General features: G+C 62.9%; 20 protein-coding genes. 13 read left to right on the forward strand and 7 right to left on the reverse strand.

From position 1 onward, the window contains the following. Nucleotides 1-17 precede the first annotated feature (17 nt). A complete protein-coding gene (locus CAG18_RS13380; RefSeq protein WP_085721015.1) occupies nucleotides 18-935 on the reverse strand; it encodes a putative 2-dehydropantoate 2-reductase in 918 nt (305 codons plus the stop codon). Nucleotides 936-1035: 100 nt separating this feature from the next. On the opposite strand from CAG18_RS13380, the gene CAG18_RS13385 reads away from it, so the two are divergent. The 3 genes from CAG18_RS13385 to CAG18_RS13395 all read left to right on the forward strand — a co-directional run bounded on the left by CAG18_RS13385 (nucleotide 1036) and on the right by CAG18_RS13395 (nucleotide 3934). Continuing rightward, the gene (locus tag CAG18_RS13385; RefSeq protein WP_003260761.1) at nucleotides 1036-1521 is read left to right on the forward strand and encodes a YajQ family cyclic di-GMP-binding protein; all 486 of its coding nucleotides are present in this window, start codon (nucleotides 1036-1038) and stop codon (nucleotides 1519-1521) included. 114 nt (nucleotides 1522-1635) lie between these two features. After that, the gene (locus CAG18_RS13390; protein WP_015271698.1) at nucleotides 1636-2478 is read left to right on the forward strand and encodes a mechanosensitive ion channel family protein; all 843 of its coding nucleotides are present in this window, start codon (nucleotides 1636-1638) and stop codon (nucleotides 2476-2478) included. A gap of 211 nt (nucleotides 2479-2689) precedes the next feature. Continuing rightward, entirely contained in the window at nucleotides 2690-3934 is a 1245-nt protein-coding gene (locus CAG18_RS13395) for an MFS transporter (protein WP_015271697.1), read from the forward strand. A 115-nt stretch (nucleotides 3935-4049) separates the two neighbouring features. On the opposite strand, the gene CAG18_RS13400 is transcribed toward CAG18_RS13395, so the two are convergent. Together CAG18_RS13400 and CAG18_RS13405 are read right to left on the reverse strand one after the other, a co-directional pair. Beyond that, nucleotides 4050-5597 (reverse strand): AmpG family muropeptide MFS transporter, encoded by a 1548-nt coding sequence (locus CAG18_RS13400; protein ID WP_013974096.1) that lies wholly within the window; start codon nucleotides 5595-5597, stop codon nucleotides 4050-4052. Nucleotides 5598-5640: 43 nt separating this feature from the next. Next, complete coding sequence (locus tag CAG18_RS13405) at nucleotides 5641-5994, reverse strand: MGMT family protein (protein WP_003260756.1); 354 nt, start codon at nucleotides 5992-5994, stop codon at nucleotides 5641-5643. 166 nt (nucleotides 5995-6160) lie between these two features. On the opposite strand from CAG18_RS13405, the gene CAG18_RS13410 reads away from it, so the two are divergent. The 5 genes from CAG18_RS13410 (at nucleotide 6161) to groL (ending at nucleotide 10812) form a co-directional block, all read left to right on the forward strand. Next, nucleotides 6161-7171, forward strand: coding sequence for a DUF481 domain-containing protein (locus tag CAG18_RS13410; RefSeq protein ID WP_023662443.1), 1011 nt, complete (start codon nucleotides 6161-6163; stop codon nucleotides 7169-7171). A gap of 149 nt (nucleotides 7172-7320) precedes the next feature. After that, nucleotides 7321-8052 (forward strand): HugZ family protein, encoded by a 732-nt coding sequence (locus tag CAG18_RS13415; protein ID WP_085721016.1) that lies wholly within the window; start codon nucleotides 7321-7323, stop codon nucleotides 8050-8052. A 67-nt stretch (nucleotides 8053-8119) separates the two neighbouring features. Further along, nucleotides 8120-8581: an FxsA family protein gene (locus CAG18_RS13420; RefSeq protein WP_039612990.1), complete on the forward strand. Its 462-nt coding sequence runs from the start codon at nucleotides 8120-8122 to the stop codon at nucleotides 8579-8581. A 248-nt stretch (nucleotides 8582-8829) separates the two neighbouring features. Beyond that, complete coding sequence (locus tag CAG18_RS13425) at nucleotides 8830-9123, forward strand: co-chaperone GroES (RefSeq protein ID WP_003260750.1); 294 nt, start codon at nucleotides 8830-8832, stop codon at nucleotides 9121-9123. A gap of 48 nt (nucleotides 9124-9171) precedes the next feature. After that, entirely contained in the window at nucleotides 9172-10812 is a 1641-nt protein-coding gene (gene groL / locus CAG18_RS13430) for a chaperonin GroEL (RefSeq protein ID WP_013974091.1), read from the forward strand. Between the two features lie 166 nt (nucleotides 10813-10978). Here groL and CAG18_RS13435 read toward each other — a convergent pair whose 3' ends face one another. Continuing rightward, a complete protein-coding gene (locus CAG18_RS13435; RefSeq protein WP_085721017.1) occupies nucleotides 10979-11707 on the reverse strand; it encodes a phosphatase PAP2 family protein in 729 nt (242 codons plus the stop codon). A gap of 183 nt (nucleotides 11708-11890) precedes the next feature. Here CAG18_RS13435 and colR point away from each other — a divergent pair, with 183 nt between their 5' ends. The 5 genes from colR to CAG18_RS13460 all read left to right on the forward strand — a co-directional run bounded on the left by colR (nucleotide 11891) and on the right by CAG18_RS13460 (nucleotide 15603). Further along, a complete protein-coding gene (gene colR, locus CAG18_RS13440) occupies nucleotides 11891-12574 on the forward strand; it encodes a two-component system response regulator ColR (RefSeq protein WP_003255215.1) in 684 nt (227 codons plus the stop codon). After that, complete coding sequence (locus CAG18_RS13445; protein ID WP_015271692.1) at nucleotides 12564-13874, forward strand: HAMP domain-containing sensor histidine kinase; 1311 nt, start codon at nucleotides 12564-12566, stop codon at nucleotides 13872-13874. Before colR ends, CAG18_RS13445 begins: the two co-directional genes overlap by 11 nt. Nucleotides 13875-13981: 107 nt before the next feature. Then, a complete protein-coding gene (locus tag CAG18_RS13450; protein ID WP_013974088.1) occupies nucleotides 13982-14665 on the forward strand; it encodes a class I SAM-dependent methyltransferase in 684 nt (227 codons plus the stop codon). A gap of 6 nt (nucleotides 14666-14671) precedes the next feature. Next, nucleotides 14672-15370 (forward strand): lipopolysaccharide kinase InaA family protein, encoded by a 699-nt coding sequence (locus tag CAG18_RS13455; protein ID WP_054573313.1) that lies wholly within the window; start codon nucleotides 14672-14674, stop codon nucleotides 15368-15370. Further along, complete coding sequence (locus CAG18_RS13460; RefSeq protein WP_085721018.1) at nucleotides 15370-15603, forward strand: hypothetical protein; 234 nt, start codon at nucleotides 15370-15372, stop codon at nucleotides 15601-15603. The genes CAG18_RS13455 and CAG18_RS13460 overlap by 1 nt, the downstream gene beginning before the upstream one ends. Before the next feature lie 297 nt (nucleotides 15604-15900). On the opposite strand, the gene CAG18_RS13465 is transcribed toward CAG18_RS13460, so the two are convergent. The 3 genes from CAG18_RS13465 to CAG18_RS13475 form a co-directional block, all read right to left on the reverse strand. Continuing rightward, nucleotides 15901-18945: a multidrug efflux RND transporter permease subunit gene (locus CAG18_RS13465; protein WP_085721019.1), complete on the reverse strand. Its 3045-nt coding sequence runs from the start codon at nucleotides 18943-18945 to the stop codon at nucleotides 15901-15903. Nucleotides 18946-18957: 12 nt separating this feature from the next. Next, on the reverse strand, nucleotides 18958-20106 hold the full coding sequence (locus CAG18_RS13470) for an efflux RND transporter periplasmic adaptor subunit (protein WP_015271689.1): 1149 nt from the start codon (nucleotides 20104-20106) through the stop codon (nucleotides 18958-18960). 233 nt (nucleotides 20107-20339) lie between these two features. Further along, on the reverse strand, nucleotides 20340-21437 hold the full coding sequence (locus tag CAG18_RS13475; protein WP_013974083.1) for a DUF1513 domain-containing protein: 1098 nt from the start codon (nucleotides 21435-21437) through the stop codon (nucleotides 20340-20342). Nucleotides 21438-21439 lie beyond the last annotated feature (2 nt).

Consider the following 21439-nt stretch of genomic DNA (forward strand, 5'->3'; position numbering starts at 1 on the left):
CGGTTGAAAGGGCTGCGTCAGTCGCAGGGCAAACCACGCACACGCAGGTTATCGACCAGGTGCTGCAGCAGGCGTTCCAGCTCTGGCAGCTGCAGGCCATGACGGCCGGCGGCGCGGCAGGCATGGCCAAGCAGGTAGTGCACCTCGGTGCGGCGGCCTGCGCGTACATCCTGGTACATGGAAGAGTAGTTGGCCGCAGTGGCGAGGATCACCCGCTGCACTTCTTCGTTCAGCCCGTGTGCCGCTTCTGGCTGGCCACAGCGGTGCAGCAGTTGGGCCAGCTCGGCGCACAGCGCATCCACTTCGCCCAGGTGCCCCAGCAGCCCGCCGTTCTGGCAGTCGTGCAGCACGGTCAGCGGGTTGATGGCGCAATTGAGTGCCAGCTTGCGCCACAGGCGGGTGAGGATATCCACCGTCCACTCGGCAGGGATGCCAGCCTGATGCAGGTCATCGAACCAGGCCGGGATCGTCGGGTTGCATGGGTCACCCAGCCAGTTGAAGCCGTGGCCGGCAAAGCGTACCTGCCAATCTCCCTCGCGGAATGCGCCTTCGGTACTGGAGGCGAAGATGCAGCGTGCATGGGGCACCAGGTCGGCGACCTCGTCCTGGCTGCCCAGGCCGTTCTGCAGCAGAACCACCTCAGCGTCTTCGGCCAGGCGAGGTGCCACGCCGGCGATGGCCGGGGCGGCGTCGTAGGCCTTGCAGGCCACCAGCAGGCGATGGATCGGGCCGCGTGCCTGCGCGGTTTCGGCGGGGATGGCGTAGTGGCGGGACTGGTCCTGTTCGACCAGGGTCAGGCCGCCGGCCTGCTGGTAGGCCTGCAGCCGCTGCCCGTCACGCAGGATCAGGCGCACTGCCTTGCCCGCGCGCGCCAGGCGGCAAGCCCACAGGCTGCCCAGGCTACCGGCGCCGAGAATATGCCAGGTGCTGCTCATATGCGTTTCGCAACCCGTTATAATGAGCCCGCATTTTAACCGTCAAATCCAGCGCGCTCCATCTTCAGCCTGAGCGCGCTTTTATTTTGGGAGAACAACCATGCCTTCGTTCGACGTGGTATCGGAACTGGACAAGCACGAAGTGCAGAACGCGGTCGACAACGCCATCAAGGACCTGGACCGTCGCTACGACCTCAAGGGCAAGGGCACCTTCGAGTTCAAGGACAAAGAGCAGACCGTGATGCTCACCGCCGAGGAAGAGTTCCAGCTCGAAGCGATGCTGGAAATCCTGCGCCTGGCGCTGGTCAAGCGCAAGATCGACGTGAAGTGCCTGGAAACCAAGGACCCGTATGCCTCGGGCAAGGAAAAGAAACAGGAAGCCAAGTTCCGCGAAGGTATCGACAAGGAACTGGCGAAGAAGATCGTCGCCACCATCAAGGATGCCAAGCTGAAAGTGCAGGCCGCCATCCAGGGCGAGCAGGTACGCGTTACCGGCAAAAAGCGCGACGACCTGCAGGAAGCCATTGCGCTGCTGCGTACCAAGGAATTCGACATGCCATTGCAGTTCAACAACTTCCGCGACTGATGTGGGCATCGCCCGGAACCCCGATGGCCAAATGATGTCCATGGGGACCGGGGCTGCGCCATCGCGCGTGGCCAGTTCTACCGTGTACTTGCCGCTCGGCATCAGGAGATGAATATGGATTTGAACGCTGAAGTCGATCAGCTGGTCCGCCAATCCCAGACCTGGATCCCCTTGATCATGGAATATGGCAGCCGTGTGCTGCTGGCGCTGCTGACCCTGGCGGTCGGCTGGTGGATCATCAACAAGGTCAGCGCCCGCCTGGGCAAGCTGGTTGGCCTGCGCAACGCCGACCTGGCGCTGCAGGGCTTCATCAGCACCTTGTCGAATATCGTGCTGAAGGTGCTGCTGTTCGTCAGCGTGGCGTCGATGATCGGTATCGAGACCACCTCGTTCGTTGCCGCCATCGGTGCCGCGGGCCTGGCCATCGGCCTGGCCTTGCAGGGCAGCCTGGCGAACTTCGCCGGCGGTGTGCTGATCCTGATGTTTCGCCCGTTCCGCATCGGTGACTGGATCGAGGCGCAAGGCGTGGCCGGCACCGTCGACAGCATCCAGATCTTCCACACCGTGCTGCGCACTGGTGACAACAAGACGGTGATCATGCCCAACGGCAGCCTGTCCAACGGCATCATCACCAACACCAACCGCCAGCCGACGCGCAAGGTGGTGTTCGATGTGGGCGTGGACTACGAGGCCGACCTGCAGAAGGCCCGCAACGTGCTGCTGGAGCTGGCGCAGGACCCGCGCGTGCTGCCCGACCCGGCGCCGCAGGCGGTGGTCGCGACCCTGGGCGACAGCTCGATCACAGTGTCCTTGCGCTTGTGGACCAAGACCGCCGATTACTGGGATGTGATGTTCATGCTCAACGAGCATGCGCGTGACCGGTTGAAGGCCGAAGGAATCGACATTCCGTTCCCGCAGCGGGTGATTCGCGTGGTGCAGGAGACTGCAGCGCAGTAATACCGCGTTGAAGCCGGGGCCGCTTCGCGCCCCATCGCCGGCAAGCCAGCTCCCACAGGGTTATCACAGTCTTCAGGCCTGTGTCCCTGTGGGAGCTGGCTTGCCGGCGATGGGGCGCGAAGCGGCCCCGGCTTTTTACACTTGTTCACAGCAATACCCCGCCATTTCTGGCATATAGCCTGACCCCACCTGCCACACCCGATACGCCATCATGAAACCACTGCTGTACATCACCCCCCTGCGTGCCTTGCTGTTCGGCCTGACCCTGGCCCTGTTCGAGCTGCTCACCTACCTGGCCAGCGATGCCGTCATGCCGGCCATGCCGGTGGTGGTCGGCGACCTGGATGCCAGCCCCGAATACATTCCCCACGCCCTCAACCTGTACCTGCTGGGGGGCGTGGTGCTGCAATGGCTGATCGGCCCGTTGGCCGACCGCTATGGCCGGCGCCCGTTGCTGCTGATCGGCTGCGCGTTCTTCGGCCTGGCCTGCCTGGCCACCTTCTGGGTCCACGACATCGGCCTGTTCAACTTGCTGCGCCTGCTGCAAGGCATCGGCCTGGGGTTTGTGGTCACGGTCAGCTACCCGGCCCTGAACGAAGCCTTCAGCGAAGCCGACGCCGTGCGCATGATGGCCCTGCTGGCCAATATCGCCTTGCTCTCGCCTTTGCTCGGGCCGTTGGTGGGCACCTTGCTGTTGCAGTGGCTGGACTGGCGTTGGCTGTTCGTGGCCTTCGCCATTGGCGCGGTTGTGGCCTGGCTGCTGCTGTACCGGCTGATGCCGGAGACCTTGGGCGTGGAGCGCCGTGACGGCTCGCGCCTGGCATTCACGCCGATCCACCTGCTGCCACTGCTGGCCGGCTACGGCCAGTTGCTGGGCAACCGCCGCTTTGTCGCTGGCAGCGCGGCCCTGGGCCTGGTCGGTCTGCCGCTGATTGGCTGGATCGGCCTGTCGCCGGTGCTGCTGATCCACGACGAGGGGCTGAGCACCATGGAGTACGCCTTGTGGCAGTTGCCGGTGTTTGGCGGGCTGATCCTGGGCAACCTGATCATCAACCGCATTGCCGATCGCTATCCGTTGGCGGCGCTGGTGCGTGGTGCATTGTGGCCATACCTGGCCGGCCTGTGCCTTATGGGACTGGCGACATGGTACTGGCCGAGTGTGACCAGCGTGGTGGCGGGCATGTCGCTGTACGCGCTGGGGTTGGGCGTGGCCAACGCGGTGCTGTATCGCATGACGCTGTTCGCCAGCGAGCAGAGCAAGGGCCTGGTCTCGGCCATGCTGGGGATGATCACCATTGCCTTGCTGGGGTTGGGTGGGGCGCTGCTGGCGATGATTGGGGCCGGGACCAGCTTGCTGCACTTTGCCCTGGCGGCGGGTGTGGCGGGGGCCTTGGCGCTGTGGCCGCTGTGGTTTGTGGTGGGTGGAAGGCCTGGTGAGGGGGCTGTTGCTCAGTAAACTTTATTGCCTGCACCGGCCTCTTCGCAGCACAAGGCTGCTCCTACAGAGCTGTGATGTATCTGTAGGAGCAGCCTTGTGCTGCGAAGAGGCCGGTACAGGCAATACAAACCAGTCAGGGCCGCTCGGCCGCCGAACCTTCCTCTGCAACCGGTTTGCCCGGCCCGGCCTCCTGGCGCCACTGCAGGGCAATCAGGATCAGGGTCGGCACGCCAAGGAGGGCAGTGATCAGGAAGAAGTCGTGGTAACCGAATTTCTCCACCATGACCCCCGAATAACCCCCGATCAGCCTTGGCAACAGCAGCATGATCGAGCTGAGCAACGCGTACTGGGTAGCCGAGAACTTCAGGTTGGTCAGGCTCGACAGGTAGGCAACGAAGGCCGAGGTGGCCAGGCCGGAGCTGAAGTTGTCCAGCGAGATGGTCACCACCAGCATTTGCAAGTTCGGGCCCATGTCGGCCAGCATCAGGAACAGGATGTTGGTGCCCGCGGAGGCCGCACCGCCGATGAACAGGATCGGCATGATGCCGAAGCGCACGATCAGCAGGCCGCCAACACCTGCGCCGACCAGGGTCATGATCAGGCCGAAGATCTTGCTGACGCTGGCGATCTGGTCCTTGGTGAAGCCCATGTCGATGTAGAACACGTTGGCCATCACGCCCATTACCGTGTCCGACATGCGATAGGTGGCGATCAGGCCGAGCAACAGCAGGGCCTGCCAGCGGTAGCGGGCGATGAAGTCGTTGACCGGGGTCAGCACCGGCGCGAGGCCGCGACGGCCCAGGCTCGACAGGCACGCCCATGTCAGCAGCACATAGAGGATCAGGCGCAGGAAGGCGCGGTCTTCCAGCAGCAGGTCCAGTGGCGTTGCATCACCGGAGATGACGCTGGACCAGCCGGTATTGAACATCTGGGTGAAGCTGGCCGGTACCGATACCAGCAAGATTATCAGCACGAACACCGAGGCCAGCTGGTGCACCAGCCCATAGCGCGCTGCCGACAGCTGGGTACGCATGGGTACGGGCGGTTCGCGCATGATCAGGGTGGTGAACACGGCGGGCAGCATCATCACCGCGAACATGACGTAGGTGCCGGCCCAGGCCTTGTGCAGGTAGCTGAAGCCAGTGGAGCCGAACCACTCGGCGAAGAACAGGGCACCAGCCGTGGCCAGCAGGGCCGCCACGCGGTAGCCGGCCATATAGCTGGCGGCGAGTGCAGCCTGGCGCTGGTCGTCGGCGATTTCCAGGCGGTAGGCATCGACCGCGATGTCCTGGGTGGCCGAAGCGAAGGCCACCAACACCGCCAGGGCGATCAGCCAAGACAGATGCTGCTGCGGGTCGCACAGGCTCATGCCGACCAGCCCGATCACCACCAGCGCTTGCGACAGCAACAACCACGAACGCCGGCGCCCCAGGCTGCCGAGCAGCGGCAGGCGCCATTGGTCGAGCAGTGGCGACCACACCCACTTGAAGGCGTACGCCAGGCCGATCAGGCTGGCGTAACCAATGGTCTCGCGGGCCACGCCAGCTTCGCGCAACCACACCGAAAGGGTGGAGAACACCAGCATGTAGGGCAGACCGGCGGCGAAGCCGAGCAGCAAAAGTACCAAGGTTGACGGGCTGGCATAGGCAGCAAGCGCAGCGCGCCAGGTTTTACGGGGCATGGGCCAACATCTGCCTCAAGTTTGCGAAAACAAAACGCGCACTCTAACCGCTGTGCTCCATCGGGCGCCAGCCATGGCGCGTCATATCCACACGATTGTTGGTTACATTTACACCCTCCGCACGAAGGCGCGCCCGTTGTTCATCCCCAGACGGGGTACCCAGTGCCAGGCTCAGGCGACCGCCTGCGCCGAGCACCCGGTGCCAGGGCAGGCGAGTGTCCGCGGGCAGTTGCCCGAGGGTACGTCCGACCCAGCGTGCCGCCCGCCCAAGCCCTGCCAGTTCGGCCAGTTGGCCATAACTGACCACCTTGCCGGCCGGAACTTGGCCAAGTACCGAATACAGCACCGTCCGTCGGCCCTCGGCGGAGTCGAGGGCGTGCTCATATCCGTCAGACATCAGGCCCCCTCTGGGCTGCAGATGAAACCGGACCGGCGGTCTGGCAAATGAGAGTTGAACTCAACGGCATGCTCCCGGTCTTTTCTTGCTCTGGTCGTCGTTATCCGGATAATGCCCGGCTTTTTTCGCCAAATCGAACCTGTAGTCCGAAAATCATAGCCCGCTTATGTATTCTAGATCCTTGTTGTGCCTGCTTGCTGTTTCCCTCTGCGCCTCCCCGGTGTTCGCCGACACCGTATGGATGAAGAACGGTGACCGTCTCAGCGGCAAGATCAAAGTCTTCGACGGCGGCAAGTTGCTGCTGGAAACCCCCTATGGCGGTTCCATCGCCCTGGACTGGAAAGAGGTCCAGACCCTGGAGAGCGACCAGGAGATGCTGGTCAAGCAGGACGCCTACAGCGGTGAGCGCGCCAAGTCGCTGAAGGCCGCCGAGCCTGGCAAGGTGACCCTGGCCAATGGCGAGGCGCCGAAGACCGTGGAGCTGGCCAGCATTGAGCAGATCATGAAGCCCAAGCCCCTGGTCGAGGATTTCGTGTGGAAGGGCAACGTCGACGTGGCGCTGGACTACAAGCGCGCCGAGAACGACACCGACGACTACGACGTCGGCTTCAAGACCAGCGCCCGCCATGGCCGCTGGCGGCACAATGCCGAAGGCGAATACAACCGCGAGACCAAGGACGACGTCACCACCACAGACAACTGGAGTGCCGAGTATGCCCTGGACCGCTTCCTCACCGAGAAGTGGTTCTGGCAAGGGCGCATGGAGTACAAGCGCGACCGCATCGAAGACCTTGCTCGCCAGCGCACCGTGGGTACCGGCCCGGGTTACCAGTTCTGGGACAACGAACTGGGCGCGTTTTCGCTGGGGTCGCTGATCAACCGCACCGACTTCGAATACCAGGATGGCGCCAAGGACAACTTCTATTCTGCGGCGGTGAAGTGGGACTACACCCGCTACCTGATTGGCAAGAACGTGCAGCTGTTCACCAACGGCGAGTTCGCCAAGCCGCTGGGTGGCGTGGCCGACTATGCGCTGGATGCCGAGGTTGGCCTGCGCTACAAGGTCACTGAATGGGCCTCGCTCAACCTCAAGGCGGAGAAGGACATCATCACCGGTACCCGTGAGAGTGACCTGGACAAGACCCGCTATACCGCAGGCTTCGGCGTTACCTGGTAAATCTTTGCGGCCCATCGCGACACAGGATGTACGCGATCCCTTGTAGGAGCGGCCTTGTGTCGCGATGGGCTGCAAAGCAGCCCCATTGGCACTGGATCTGATAATGCTTATCTTGTCCCATCCAGCCCGATATCAGGAGCCGCCCCCAAGTGAGTACCAATGCCATCCGTCCCGCCCGGGAGCTGCTGCTCAAGGAATACCGCGGCGTGCTCTCGACCCATTCCAAGTCGATGCCCGGCTACCCCTTCGGCTCGGTCGTGCCGTACTGCCTGGACGCCCAGGGCAACCCGTTGATCCTCATCAGCCGCATCGCCCAGCACACGCACAACCTGCAGAAGGATCCCAAGTGCTCGCTACTGGTAGGTGAGCGCGAAGCCGAGGACGTGCAGGCCGTGGGGCGCCTGACGGTGATGGCCGAGGCGCACAAGCTGGTGGAGGAGGCCGCCATCGAGGCTGCCGCAGAGCGTTACTACCGCTATTTCCCGGACGCGGCCAACTACCACAAGGCCCACGACTTCGACTTCTGGGTGCTGCAGCCGGTGCGCCACCGCTACATCGGCGGCTTCGGCGCGATCCACTGGCTTGACCAGGTAACTCTGGCCAACCCGTTCGCCGGTAAAGCCGAGGCAAGCATGGTCGAGCATATGAACAGCGACCACGCCAACGCCATCGCCCACTATGTGCAACTGACCGAGCTGCCAAGCCATGCGCCAGCACAGATGGTCGGGGTAGACAGCGAAGGCATGCACCTGCGTATTAGCCAGGCGGTGCACTGGTTGCCCTTCCCAAGTACTTGCAATACGCCGACACAAGTCCGCGAAGCCCTGGTTTTGCTGGCTCGCGCCGACCAGTGGCCGGTTGCGACGGAAGTCGAGGGTTGAAAACCCGAGCGCACGCATCCATCTGTTGGTCTTACAGGAAGGTTCTCTTCCGACGAGGAATGCTTTGATGCGTGCTTTTCTACTGCTGTTTCTCCTGTTTCCCGTGCTGGAGCTGTTCGTCTTCGTGAAGGTCAGTGCCGCCATCGGTTTCTTCCCGGCACTGCTGCTGATCATCGCCGGCTCCGCCCTGGGTGTGCTGGTGATGCGCGTGGCCGGGCTGGCAACCGCACTGCGCGCCCGTGAAAGCCTGCAGCGTGGCGAACTGCCCGCCGAGGACATGTTTCAGGGCATGATGCTGGCCGTTGGTGGTGGCCTGCTGTTGCTGCCAGGTTTCATCAGCGACGTGCTGGGCTTGCTCTGCCTGCTGCCATTCACCCGTCATCTGGCCGCGCGCAAGATGCGCGAGCGTGCCGAGGCCCAGGCCATGCGACAACGCGCCTTTCAGGACGACCCTTTCCAGGCCCGGCCGCGTGATGGCGGGCATCGGCCGAATGTGATCGAAGGCGAGTACGAGCGCCGCGACAAGTAATAACCGGGGGGCCGCTTTGCGGCCCCAGCTTTTTGCGGGGCCAAGGCGCTAATGAAAAATTTTCTGAAGCAAGCCTTGTAATTGAATATGGCGGCCTCATGTAGTGGTCACCGCAAGGTTTCTGGTGGCAACACCAGGCATAACTCAGGTGGTTCGCCCATTGCGGGCCACCCCGGCAACGCCGGACAGCAACAACCCGCCGGTGTCGACACCGGCCGATGAAAACCACAATTTGGGAGAGATCGACAATGAAGCTTCGTCCTCTGCATGACCGCGTCGTTATCCGTCGCAGCGAAGAAGAATCGAAAACCGCTGGCGGTATCGTCCTGCCGGGTTCGGCCGCTGAAAAACCAAACCGCGGCGAAGTCGTCGCCGTCGGCACCGGTCGCATCCTGGACAACGGCGAAGTTCGCGCACTGGCCGTGAAAGTGGGTGACAAAGTGGTTTTCGGCCCTTACTCGGGCAGCAACACCGTGAAAGTCGATGGCGAAGACCTGCTGGTCATGGCCGAGAACGAAATCCTCGCCGTTATCGAAGGCTGATTTCCCCGACTTCCCGTTACTCCAAAGAATTCCAAGGATTAAACGATCATGGCTGCTAAAGACGTAAAATTCGGCGATTCCGCTCGTAAGAAAATGCTGGTTGGTGTCAACGTTCTGGCTGACGCGGTAAAAGCGACCCTGGGCCCGAAAGGCCGTAACGTGGTGCTGGCCAAGAGCTTCGGCGCTCCGACCATCACCAAGGACGGCGTTTCCGTCGCCAAGGAAATCGAGCTGAAAGACGCCTTCGAGAACATGGGCGCCCAGCTGGTCAAGGAAGTTGCTTCCAAGGCCAACGACGCTGCCGGTGACGGCACCACCACCGCTACCGTCCTGGCTCAGGCCATCGTCAACGAAGGCCTGAAAGCCGTCGCTGCCGGCATGAACCCGATGGACCTGAAGCGCGGCATCGACAAGGCCACCGCTGCCGTCGTCGCCGAGCTGAAGAACCTGTCCAAGCCATGCGCCGACTCCAAGGCCATCGCCCAGGTAGGTACCATCTCCGCCAACTCCGACAACTCCATCGGTGAAATCATCGCCGAAGCCATGGAAAAAGTCGGTAAAGAAGGCGTGATCACCGTTGAAGAAGGCTCGGGCCTGGAAAACGAACTGTCGGTCGTTGAAGGCATGCAGTTCGACCGCGGCTACCTGTCCCCGTACTTCGTCAACAAGCCGGACACCATGGTTGCCGAGCTGGAAGGCCCGCTGCTGCTGCTGGTCGACAAGAAGATCTCCAACATCCGTGAGCTGCTGCCAGTTCTGGAAGCCGTTGCCAAAGCCGGCCGCCCACTGCTGATCGTTGCCGAAGACGTTGAAGGCGAAGCCCTGGCTACCCTGGTAGTCAACAACATGCGCGGCATCGTCAAGGTTGCTGCGGTCAAGGCTCCGGGCTTCGGCGACCGCCGCAAGGCCATGCTGCAGGACATCGCCGTCCTGACTGGCGGCCAGGTCATCTCCGAAGAAATCGGCCTGTCGCTGGAAACCGCTACCCTGGAGCACCTGGGTAACGCCAAGCGCGTCATCCTGTCCAAGGAAAACACCACCATCATCGACGGCGCTGGCGCCGACACCGAGATCGAAGCACGCGTCAAGCAGATCCGTGCCCAGATCGAAGAGACTTCCTCGGACTACGACCGCGAGAAGCTGCAAGAGCGTCTGGCCAAACTGGCTGGCGGTGTTGCCGTGATCAAGGTCGGTGCCGGCACCGAAGTTGAAATGAAAGAGAAGAAAGCCCGCGTTGAAGACGCCCTGCACGCTACCCGTGCAGCCGTTGAAGAAGGCGTGGTGCCTGGCGGTGGCGTAGCCCTGGTTCGCTCCCTGGCTGCCATTGCCAACCTCAAAGGTGACAACGAAGACCAGAACGTCGGTATCGCCCTGCTGCGTCGCGCTGTTGAAGCGCCGCTGCGCCAGATCACTGCCAACGCCGGCGACGAGCCAAGCGTTGTCGCTGACAAGGTCAAGCAAGGTTCGGGTAACTTCGGTTACAACGCTGCTACCGGCGAATACGGCGACATGATCGAGATGGGTATCCTGGACCCAGCCAAAGTCACCCGCTCGGCGCTGCAAGCTGCTGCTTCGATCGGCGGTCTGATGATCACCACCGAAGCCATGGTCGCTGACCTGCCAGAAGACAAGCCAGCTGCTGGCATGCCTGACATGGGCGGCATGGGTGGCATGGGCGGCATGATGTAAGCCAGCCTTACCCCCTGCACCATGAAAAGCCCCGGTTCGCGAGAACCGGGGCTTTTTTGTTTTCCTGTGAGGGCCCTTTCCCAGCACAAGGCTGCTCCTACAGACGATCACGTACTCTTGTAGGAGCAGCCTTGTGCTGCGAAAGGGCCGCAAAGCGGCCCCTGGGTCAGGCGACGCTACGCTCGGCAGCAGGCACCTCAGCCATTCCCCGCCGATAAAGGATCAGGTAATAGGACCCCAAGCCGATCAACCAGCAGAACACCGCCGTCCACACGTTGTGCGACAGGAAATGCGCTCCCTGCATCATCCGCCCCAGCGACAGCACCGACCCGGCGACGAAGGCCACCGTCAACGCCACTCGCGCCAGCCTTGGCTTGCGATCACGCAACATGAAGAACAGCCCGAACAGGCAGAACCCGGTGGCGGCATGCCCGCCCGGCCAGCACAGCCCGGGCTTGTCGGTCGCCGGCCGCGGCTCCAGCAGCTTGCTGTAGGTTTCCTTCCCGCCAAACTGGGTCAGGCTCCACGGGCATTGCACCTGGGTCACTTTCTTCAGCGGTGTGACAAACGCCGTGGACAGGCCCAGTGCCAGCACCAGGCAGCCCAGCTCACGGCGCCAGCCGAACAGGCGCTTCCAGAAGAAGCTGGCAGCAAAGGTCACCAGCGACATCACTCCCAGCAGGATCACCCCCTGCTTGACCCTGTCATGCAGGATGTTCTCCAGCAAATAGCTGTGGCGGCCGATGAACTGCCCGGCAGCAGGGTCGAAGAACAGGTTGGCAATGTCCATGTCGACCGAGGTCAGTTCCAGCAGAATCAGGCCGATTGCGGTCGCCAGGGGTAGCCCCAGATAAAGCCAGAAATTGATCGGGCGGGGGCGATTTGGTTGCTGCATGGCGGCTCCAGGGCGCGAAAAAGATCGGGCATTGTCGGCCGCCCGCTATCCTGTGTCCGTGAAGGATCAGTGAAAAAACCGTCAAGTGCGCTGAATTTTCCCTGGGGCTGGCACCCTGCAGGCATAGGCCTTAAGCTGCGCCTGCCGCGCACCACAGCGAGAAGCGCCGCACAGGAGAAACCGATGCGCATTCTTTTGGTTGAAGACAACCGCGATATCCTGGCCAACCTGGCCGATTACCTGGGCATGAAAGGCTATACCGTCGACTGTGCCCAGGATGGCCTGTCCGGCCTGCACCTGGCTGCCACCGAGCACTACGACCTGATCGTGCTCGACATCATGTTGCCGGGCATCGACGGCTACACCCTGTGCAAGCGCCTGCGCGAAGACGCCCGCCGCGACACGCCGGTGATCATGCTCACCGCCCGCGACCAATTGGACGACCGCCTGCAAGGCTTCCGCTCCGGTGCCGACGACTACCTGCTCAAGCCCTTCGCCCTGTCGGAGCTGGCCGCCCGCATCGAAGCGGTGCTGCGCCGGGCCCAGGGCGGTGGGCGCCGCACCTTGCAGGTGGCCGACCTCAGTTATGACCTGGACACCCTCGAAGTCACCCGCCAGGGCCGCTTGCTCAAGCTCAACCCGGTCGGCCTCAAGCTGTTGGCGGTGCTGATGCAGAAAAGCCCGCACGTATTGCGTCGCGAAGTGCTGGAAGAAGCCCTGTGGGGAGATGATTGCCCTGACAGCGACAGCCTGCGCAGCCACGTGCACCAGCTGCGCCAGGTGATCGACAAGCCGTTTGAAAAACCGCTGCTGCATACCGTCCATGGCGTCGGCTATCGCCTCGCCGAGGGCCGTGATGGAGTTTAAGCAAAGCCTTGCCCAGCGCATCATCATCGCCTTTGCCCTGATGAGCGCGCTGGTGGCCGGGGCCTTCGCCTTTGGCATCGTCGGCACCGTGCACCTGGTCGAAGAGCGGCTGATTTCCTCGGTGCTGGGCGGTGACTTGCAGCGCTTGCTGCGCATGGACAGCGTCAGCGACTGGAGCCACCGCCCCCGCCCCGACCAACTGTTCTATTTCAGCGGCGGGCGCGACGACTTCGAACTTCCCAAGGACCTGCGCCACCTTGACCGCGGCTTCCACGAGGTATTCCGCGATCAACTGTCGTACCACGCCATGGTCGAGATCGTTGATGGCCGTCGCTATGTGCTGTTGCAGGACCAGAGCGACTTCGAAGAGCGCGAGCGCTTGCTGTTCGCGGTGGTGGTGGTGGGCTTCGTGCTCAGCCTGGTACTGGCGGTGATCCTCGGCTGGCTGGTGGCGCGCCGGGTGATGGCACCGGTGATCCGCCTGGCGCGCCAGGTACGCCACCGTGACCAGTTGCTGGGCCTGGCCCCGCCGCTGGCACCGGACTATGCCGCGGACGAAGTCGGCCAGCTGGCGGTAGCCTTCGACGATACCTTGGGCCGCCTGCGCGATGCGCTGACCCGCGAACGGTTGTTCACCAGCGACGTCAGCCATGAATTGCGCACACCCTTGATGGTGCTGGCCACCTCGTGTGAGCTGCTGATGGAAAACCCGACGCTGGACGCCCGCTCGCGCAGCCAGGTGGAGCGCGTGGCGCGGGCCACGGAAGAAATGCGCGAGCTGGTCAAGACCTTCCTGATGCTGGCCCGGGCACAGCGCGACGAGGGTGCGGTGGCATCGCGGGCCACCCTGCGGGAGGTGGCTGACGAACTGGTCGGGGTTTGGCGCGACACCATCGAGCAGAAGGGCCTGGCCTTGTATTACGATGGCCGCGTCAGTGCCAGCCCGGTACTGTACAACGCCACCTTCCTGCAGTCGGTAATGGGCAACCTGCTGCGTAATGCCGCGCACTACACCGACAGCGGCTACATCCGCCTGAGCCTGGAAGCCAACGGCTTCAGCGTGGAGGACAGTGGCGTGGGTATCCCGGAGGAACAGCGCGAGGCGATGTTCCGGCCGTTCGTGCGCGGCGATGAGCGGCGCGGTGAGGGCCTGGGCCTGGGCCTGTCGTTGGTACAGCGTATCTGCGATGACCAGGGTTGGCATGTCACCCTCACATCAACCTTGCCCCACGGCTGCCGTTTCGTGGTCGACCTGAGCAATACCGCGGCCAAGGGCGATCCGGAGGCTTTGGTCGAGTAATCTGTGGTAACAGGTCATTCGGCGCTCAACATATTTTTCACACCAGCATGACCTGATTCATACGCTTGCTTACCTAATGTGGGCGGAATGGAGTCAGGAGATGCCCAATGCGTAGCCCCATCAAGCTTGAATTTTCCGAGAAGTACGACAAAGAACATGCCCGCGAGTACTTTCTCAAGCACCAGGATGGCCTGGCGCGACGCCTTTCCCACAAGCGTGATGAGCAACTGGCGCGTCGTGCCTTGGCATTGGCTGGTGAGCCTGGGCTGGTCCTCGACCTGCCATGCGGTGCTGGCCGCTTCTGGCCGTTGCTGGCAGAAAAGCCCAATCGGGTGATCATCGGCGCCGACAACTCAGAAGCGATGATCGAGACAGCCTGTACCGCGCAAGCGCCAGAGGTGGTGGCACGGGTACGCCCTTTGCAGACTTCGGCATTTGCCATCGACTTGCCGGACAATTCGGTGGACAGCATCTTCTGCATGCGCTTGTTCCACCACATCGGCGAAGCGGCGCACAGAAAGACCATTCTTTCGGAGTTTCAACGGGTTAGCCGTGATAGTGTGATCCTGTCATTGTGGGTGGATGGTAATTTCAAGGCCTGGCGCCGGAAAAAACTGGAACAGCGCCGCAGGTCCAGGAAGGGCGACCAGGACAACTACCAGAACCGTTTTGTGTTACCGGCCGATACGGTCGAAGAAGAATTCCGAGCCGCCGGCTTCAGAATCCAGGAACGCCTCGATTTCCTGCCGTTCTATGCCATGTGGCGGGTATATGTATTGCGTAAGGGGTAGTGTTTGATGGCTGTAGCCCAGAGCGGGGAGTCGCGGTTCGATTTTTACTGGCGCCAGCAGGGCGAGTGGGTCGAGGAGCCTAACCAGCGTCGTGGTGGCGAGAGCGGTGTGCAACGCCTCGACGATGGCAATGGCAAGCTGCTGTATGCCAAGCGCCAGGTCGGGCATATCTACCGTAGCCTGCTGCACCCTTTCGGCCGACCGACCGTATTGCGTGAGCTCGATGCGTTGAACAGCTTCGAGCAACTGGGGGTGCGTGTACCGCGCATCGTCTTCTGTGGCGCCGAACGTGGTGCCGACAAGCAGTGGCGTGCGCTATTGGTGAGCGAAGCACTCGACGGTTTCGTCGAACTCGATACCTGGCATGCCGAAGGTGCCCGCGAGCGTTACCCGCAGGTGGTGCATGAGCGCATGCTCAAGGACCTGGCGGACAACCTGGCGCGCATGCATCTGGGGCACTGGCAGCACGGTTGCCTGTATGGCAAGCATGTGTTCGTCAAGGTGATTGGCGAGGGCGAGCAGGCCCGGGTCGAAGTCGCGCTGCTGGACCTGGAAAAATGCCGTCGGCGCATCAGCTGCCAGCGTGCGGCGGGCAATGACCTGCGCCAGCTGCGCCGCCATTCGTCGATGAATGACGCGGAATGGCAAACACTGCTCTACTTTTACCAGATGGCGTTTGGCAGCGCTGTCAAAGGGTTAGGGTAATGAAACTAGAAATAGCTCGAGCTTTGTTCCTGGTAGCTGGCCTGGCGGTGACCACCGTGGCGGTGGCTGCCTGGGAAGAGCCGAGGCCGACGGTGTTCAGTAAGGCGGAGCTGGCCGACCAGTGCGCGTTGCCGCGGGAAATGAAACCGCAGCAACAAGCCGAGGCCGCGCCGGATCAGGACCTGTTGCTGTTCCTGTTCGGCATGCGCCAGGGGTTGCGGCCGTTCGGTTGAACCCGGTGGTATATGGGAAATGCCAGAGGCCTCGCGGTTGCGGGGCCTCTGGCATTTTTGCATTTGCCTCGCCGGCCTCTTCGCGGGCTTGCCCGCTCCCACAGGTAACGCGCAAGGTTCAAGACCTGTGCGGTATTTGTAGGAGCAGCCTTGTGCTGCGAAGAGGCCAGCAGGGCAACAGAGCTTCTTCGGCAGTAGGGGCCCCTTCGCAGCACAAGGCTGCTCCTACCGGTCCTGCGCAAACCTCAAAGTCGATGCTGGCCAGGTGGGAGCGGGCGAGCCCGCGAAGAGGCCTGTTCAGGCAACCGATGTTTCCCTGGCAACCGCCTTGTGCGCCAGCAACGTGTAGATACAAGGCAACACGAACAGGGTAAACAGCGTACCAATCGACATCCCGGTGGCAATCACCGTACCGATGTCAAAGCGGCTGACCGCCCCCGCACCAGTCGCCAGGATCAGCGGTACCATGCCAAATACCATCGCTGCCGTAGTCATCAGCACCGGCCGCAGGCGAATCGCCGCGGCTTCCTCGATCGCCTCGCGCACACTCATGCCGCGCTCCTCACGTAACTGGTTGGCGAACTCGACAATCAGGATGCCGTGCTTGCTGATCAGCCCAATCAGTGTCACCAGCCCGACCTGGGTGTAGATGTTCATGCTCGATACGCCAAGGAACAGTGGCAGCAGCGCGCCACAGATCGACAACGGCACCGTCACCAGTATTACCAGTGGGTCGCGGAAGCTTTCGAACTGCGCCGCCAGCACCAGGAAGATGATCGCCAATGCCAGGCCGAAGGTCACCCACAGCGCGCTGCCTTCCTGCACGTACTGGCGCGCCACGCCGGCATAGTCGAAGGCGAAACCTTCCGGAGCCTCCTCGTGGGCGATGCCCTGTACGGTCTGCAGCGCCTCGCCCAGGCTGACCATGGGCACGCCCTGGATGATCGCCGAGTTCAGCTGCTGGAACTGGTTGAGCTGGCGCGGGCGGGCGCGGTCGGTGAGGGTGATCAGGGTGGATAGTGGCAGCAGCTGGCCCTGGTCGTTCTTCACGTAGTAGTTGTTCAGCCAGCCGGGGTTGTCGCGGTAAGGCCGCTCGACCTGGGCAATCACCTTGTAGCTGCGGCCTTCGAGGGTGAAGCGGTTGATTTCCGCCTCGCCCAGCAAGGTCGCCAGGGTGCTGCCCAAGGTGTCCATCGACACCCCCATCTGCGCCGCCTTGGCCCGGTCGATATCCACCACCACTTCGGGCTTGTCGAAGGCCAGGTCGATGTCGAGGAAGGCGAACTTGCCGGATTCCTGGGCGCGGGCCTTGATGCGCTGGGCCACATCCAGCAGTGCCGGGTAGTCGCCAGCGCTGTTGATCACGAACTGGAATGGCAGGCCCTCGCCGGTGCCGGGCAGCGACGGCAGGTTGAAGCCGAAGATCTGCAGGCCACTGATTTCTTCGAGCTTGCTCTGCACCAGCGGCAGCAGCTCCATCTGCGTGCGCTCGCGCTCGTTCCAGGGTTTGAGCAGGAAGCCGCCGATGCCGGTCTGCACGCCATTGAAACCGTTGATCTGGAACGACGAGTAATACTCGGGGAAAGCCTTGAACAGCGGGGTGAATTCGTCGGTATAGGCGTTGAGGTAATCAAGGTTGGCCGGCTGGGGTGAACTGCTCATCATGAAGATCACCCCCTGGTCTTCGTTGGGCGCCAGTTCGTTCTGGGTGAACTTCAGCAGTACCGGAATCAGGCACAGAATGATCACGGCAAACACCAGCACGACGGGCCGGCTGTCGAGGGTGGTGTGCAGCAGGCGCTGGTAGCGCACCTTCAGGCGTTCGAACAGCACGTCCAGGCGGTGGGCCAGGCCGCTGGGGTTCTGTTCCTGACGCAGCAGCAGCGCGCACATCATCGGTGACAGGGTGAGGGCAACGATGCCGGATATGATCACCGCACCGGCCAGGGTCAGGGCAAATTCCTTGAACAATGCGCCGGTCAGCCCGGTGAGGAAGCCGATCGGTGCATACACCGCCGCCAGGGTGATGGTCATCGACACCACCGGCATGGCGATTTCGCGGGCGCCCTCGAGGGCGGCGTCGAACGGCGACTTGCCTTCTTCCATGTGCCGGTGGATGTTCTCCACCACGACGATCGCGTCGTCCACCACCAGCCCGATGGCCAGCACCATTGCCAGCAGGGTCAGCAGATTGAGCGAATAGCCCATCATCTGCATGAAGAACAGCACGCCGATCATCGACAGCGGAATGGTCACCACCGGAATCAGCACCGAACGCAGGGCACCGAGGAACAGGAACACCACCACGATGACGATCAGTACAGCTTCGCCGAGGGTCTTGATCACTTCGTCGATGGAGGCCTGGATGAAAAGCGTGGCGTCATAGGCGATCGATACCTTCAGCGCCGAGGGCAGCTGGCTTTCCAGCTCGGGCATGATGCGCCGCACTTCCTTGATGACGTCCAGCGGGTTGGCGGCTGGTGTGGCCTTGATGCCGATGTACACCGATGGGGTGCCGTCGAACGAGCTGACCGTATCGTAGTTTTCCGCCCCCATCTCGACCCGCGCCACATCGCCAAGCAGCACGCGGCTGTCGCCACTGGTCTTGACCGGCAGGGCGGCGAACGCCTCGGCCGACTTCAGCTCGGTGCTGGCGTTGATGCTGGTGACCACGTATTCACCCTTCACCTCGCCGGCCGCGGAAAGGAAGTTGTAGCGGCGCACGGCATTGGTCACGTCGATGGCAGACAGGCCATAGCCCGCCAGTTTCACCGGGTCGATCCAGATGCGCATGGCGAATACCTGGTTGCCGAGGATTTCCGCTTCGGCCATGCCCGGCAGGGTCGCCAGCTTGGGCTGGATCACCCGCGACAGGTAGTCGGTGATTTGCGGGTTGCTCATCTCTTTGCTGTAGAAACTGATGTACATAAGCGCCGAAGCATCGGCGGCTTCCTTGCTCAGTACCGGGTCTTCCGAGTCCTGGGGCAGCTTGTTGCGCACTTCGTTGGCCTTGGCCAGCAGTTCGGTGAACAACCGGTCGCTGTCGGCGCCGATGCGGGCGTAGATGGAAATGATCGAGAAGTTCTGTCTGCTCACCGAGGTCATGTAGTCGATGCCTTCGGCGCTGGCCAGGCTTTGCTGCAGCGGCTGGGTGATATAGCCCTGGATGGTCTCGGCGTTGGCGCCGGGGTAGGCGGTGGTTACCGTGATCAGGGCATTTTCCATTTGCGGGTACTGGCGGATCTGCAGCTTGTTCCAGGCCTGGAAGCCCAGCAGCAGGATCAGCAGGCTCACCACGCTGGCCAGCACCGGGCGGCGGATGAACGGGTCGGTGAACGCCATGCCAGCCTCCTGTCAGTCCTTGCCCGGCGTGCCCTGTGCGGGCTTGAGGGCTTTGTCCTGGCCGATGCGGATCGCGGCGCCGGGGGTGAGCTTCAGTTGGCCGGCGGTGACCACCTGTTCCCCGGCCTGCAGGCCCTTGCTGACCACCACCACGCCGTCACGGCGCTCGCCGGTCTGCACCGCGCGCTGCTCGGCGGTGAGCTGCGGCTGGCCCTTGTCGTCGTTTAGTGGCTTGCCGTCCTTGTCCTTTTTCGGCGTTGCGACATACACCGAGTTGCCATACAGGGTGTAGGTGATGGCGCTTTCCGGCACCACCACTTGTGGCTGCGGGTTGGGTAACAGGATCAGCAGGCTGGCGAACATGCCCGGCAGCAGCTTGCTGTCCGGGTTGGCCATGGTTGCGCGCACCAGCAGGTTGCGCGTGGTTTCCTCGACCTTGGGGTTGATGGCGCTGAGGCTGGCGGGGAAGGTCTGGCCCGGGTAGGCGGCCACCTGCACCAGCACCTGCTGGCCCAGGCTGAGGTGTGGCAGGGCCTGTTCCGGTACGTTGAAGTCGACGTAGAGGCTGGATGTGTCCTGCAGGGTGGCGATCACCGTGCCGGCGGCCAGATAGTCGCCGACGTCCACTTGGCGAATGCCGATGGTGCCGCTGAACGGAGCGCTGATGCTCTTCTTGGTCTTCGATGCCTTGAGCTGGTCGACCACCGCCTGATTGCGCCGGTACTGGGCGGTGAGGCGGTCGAATTCGCCGCGGGAGATGGCCGAGTCGCCGACCAGCTGGCTGCCACGGCCGAAATCTACCTTGGCCAGGCCCAGGTCGGCCTGGGCGGTGCCGAGCAGGGCGGTTTCCTGGTCGTCGTTGAGTTGCAGCAACAGTTGCCCGGCCTTGACCTGCTGGCCTGAGTCGAAATGCAGGGCCTTGACGATGCCTTCCACTTCCAGGCTCAGTTCAACGCCCTGTAGCGCCTTGAGGCTGCCGACGGCGGGCAGGCGCTCTTGCCACGGGCGCTGTTCGGCCAAGGCGGCCGCCACGGTGATGGGCGGCTTGGGGGCAGTGAACATCTGGATCTGCTGGTAGATCGAAAAGGCTTTGTAGCCCCCCAGGGCCAGCACGATCAGCAGAACCACGGCCAACATGATGAGCATGCGGCGGCGCAGCATAGGTCCGGTTCCTTGGATGCGGTTGTTATTCGCTTAGACACGACAACGGGCGATCCTGCCCACGTGTGGATGGGGGAAGTATTGACTGTTTTTTGGGGGAAGGGGAGCGGAATGCCTGGGCCGGCCCCTTCGCGGCTAAAGCCGCTCCCACAGGGGCCGCGCAGTCAGCGGGTTGCGCTATTCCTGTGGGAGCGGTTTTAGCCGCGAAGGGGCCAGTACAGCCAACCCGAAAATCAGACGAGATGCAGGTGGTTGTCCCAGAAACCGGACGGCAGGTTCATCGGTTGCCCGACCAGTTCGGCCTTGCGGCAATCATAGAACCGGCAACGGCCCTGCCCGGAGGTGACGACAAAGCCGTCCTGTACCGCGCCCACCCCCGCGCAATCGGGCATTGGCGCATCCAGCCGCACCGCGCCGCTGTCCAGGTCCCAGACGAACAGGCGATTGGCCCGTGGCGCGGTCAGCGCGACCAGCCGCAGCTCGCTGTGGATAGCCACGCTGGCGGTGTACTGGGCCATGGCCTGCAACTGCCGCTCCGGTACCGGGAAGGCCTTGAACGGCTCGCCAGGGCGCTTGATCGCCAGCAATTCGGCGGTTTCATCGGCATCGCCCATGAACTGCTGGCAGGCGGCGATGGTGCCATCGCTGCCCACCGCCAGGTGGCGCACGCTGTTCATCTGCTGGGCCAGGGTTTCCTTGCTCAGCAGGGTGCCGTCGCGCTGCATCAGCACCAGGCTCGGTTCCATGGCGTCGAGGTTCATCTCCACCCGGCTTTCGGCTTCGGTGCGGATACCGCCGTTGGCCACGATCAGCGTTTCGCCGTCCGGCAGCCAGGCCACTTCGTGCGGGCCGATGCCGTGGGTCGGAATCTCCCCGCTGTGCACCAGGCGCTCGCCTTCGAAGCGGTACACGCCGAGTACGCCACGCCCCGGGTCGGTGGTGTCGTTCTCGGTGGCATACAGCCATTCGCCACCTTTGTGGATGACCGCGTGGCCGTAGAAGTGCCGGTTCGGCTGCGAGGTGACGGTTTGCAGCAGGCGCCCGTCGCGCAGGTCGACCAGGTAGCTTTCGGTGCCGGGACGGCGGGCGACGAACAGGGCGATCGGCAGGTCCGGGTGATGGATGATGGCATGGCAACGTTGGGCGACCTGGGTGCTGAACACCTGGGTGCCGTCCAGGCGGAACCCGACCGCATAGTGCTTGCCGTCGCCGTCGTCACGCGCCGACAGCAGCAGGGGCTCGCTGCCTTTGTTGCGGAACAGGCTCCAGCCGCCCAGGGTGAGGGCGCTGAGCAATACGCTACCGAGTTTGAGGGCCTGGCGTCGCAGCATGA

The organism is Pseudomonas sp. B22(2017), from assembly GCF_002113105.1.
Classification (GTDB): Bacteria; Pseudomonadota; Gammaproteobacteria; order Pseudomonadales; family Pseudomonadaceae; genus Aquipseudomonas; species Aquipseudomonas asiatica.

Coding starts and splice junctions, on each gene's coding strand:
- CAG18_RS13395 (WP_015271697.1), top strand. CDS start 2,690: ATGAAACCACTGCTGTACATCACCCCCCTGCGTGCCTTGCTGTTCGGC.
- CAG18_RS13410 (WP_023662443.1), top strand. CDS start 6,161: ATGTATTCTAGATCCTTGTTGTGCCTGCTTGCTGTTTCCCTCTGCGCC.
- CAG18_RS13460 (WP_085721018.1), top strand. CDS start 15,370: ATGAAACTAGAAATAGCTCGAGCTTTGTTCCTGGTAGCTGGCCTGGCG.
- CAG18_RS13435 (WP_085721017.1), bottom strand. CDS start 11,707: ATGCAGCAACCAAATCGCCCCCGCCCGATCAATTTCTGGCTTTATCTG.
- CAG18_RS13405 (WP_003260756.1), bottom strand. CDS start 5,994: ATGTCTGACGGATATGAGCACGCCCTCGACTCCGCCGAGGGCCGACGG.
- CAG18_RS13380 (WP_085721015.1), bottom strand. CDS start 935: ATGAGCAGCACCTGGCATATTCTCGGCGCCGGTAGCCTGGGCAGCCTG.
- groL (WP_013974091.1), top strand. CDS start 9,172: ATGGCTGCTAAAGACGTAAAATTCGGCGATTCCGCTCGTAAGAAAATG.
- CAG18_RS13450 (WP_013974088.1), top strand. CDS start 13,982: ATGCGTAGCCCCATCAAGCTTGAATTTTCCGAGAAGTACGACAAAGAA.
- CAG18_RS13475 (WP_013974083.1), bottom strand. CDS start 21,437: ATGCTGCGACGCCAGGCCCTCAAACTCGGTAGCGTATTGCTCAGCGCC.
- CAG18_RS13400 (WP_013974096.1), bottom strand. CDS start 5,597: ATGCCCCGTAAAACCTGGCGCGCTGCGCTTGCTGCCTATGCCAGCCCG.
- CAG18_RS13465 (WP_085721019.1), bottom strand. CDS start 18,945: ATGGCGTTCACCGACCCGTTCATCCGCCGCCCGGTGCTGGCCAGCGTG.
- CAG18_RS13425 (WP_003260750.1), top strand. CDS start 8,830: ATGAAGCTTCGTCCTCTGCATGACCGCGTCGTTATCCGTCGCAGCGAA.
- CAG18_RS13455 (WP_054573313.1), top strand. CDS start 14,672: ATGGCTGTAGCCCAGAGCGGGGAGTCGCGGTTCGATTTTTACTGGCGC.
- CAG18_RS13445 (WP_015271692.1), top strand. CDS start 12,564: ATGGAGTTTAAGCAAAGCCTTGCCCAGCGCATCATCATCGCCTTTGCC.
- CAG18_RS13385 (WP_003260761.1), top strand. CDS start 1,036: ATGCCTTCGTTCGACGTGGTATCGGAACTGGACAAGCACGAAGTGCAG.
- CAG18_RS13420 (WP_039612990.1), top strand. CDS start 8,120: ATGCGTGCTTTTCTACTGCTGTTTCTCCTGTTTCCCGTGCTGGAGCTG.
- CAG18_RS13390 (WP_015271698.1), top strand. CDS start 1,636: ATGGATTTGAACGCTGAAGTCGATCAGCTGGTCCGCCAATCCCAGACC.
- colR (WP_003255215.1), top strand. CDS start 11,891: ATGCGCATTCTTTTGGTTGAAGACAACCGCGATATCCTGGCCAACCTG.
- CAG18_RS13470 (WP_015271689.1), bottom strand. CDS start 20,106: ATGCTGCGCCGCCGCATGCTCATCATGTTGGCCGTGGTTCTGCTGATC.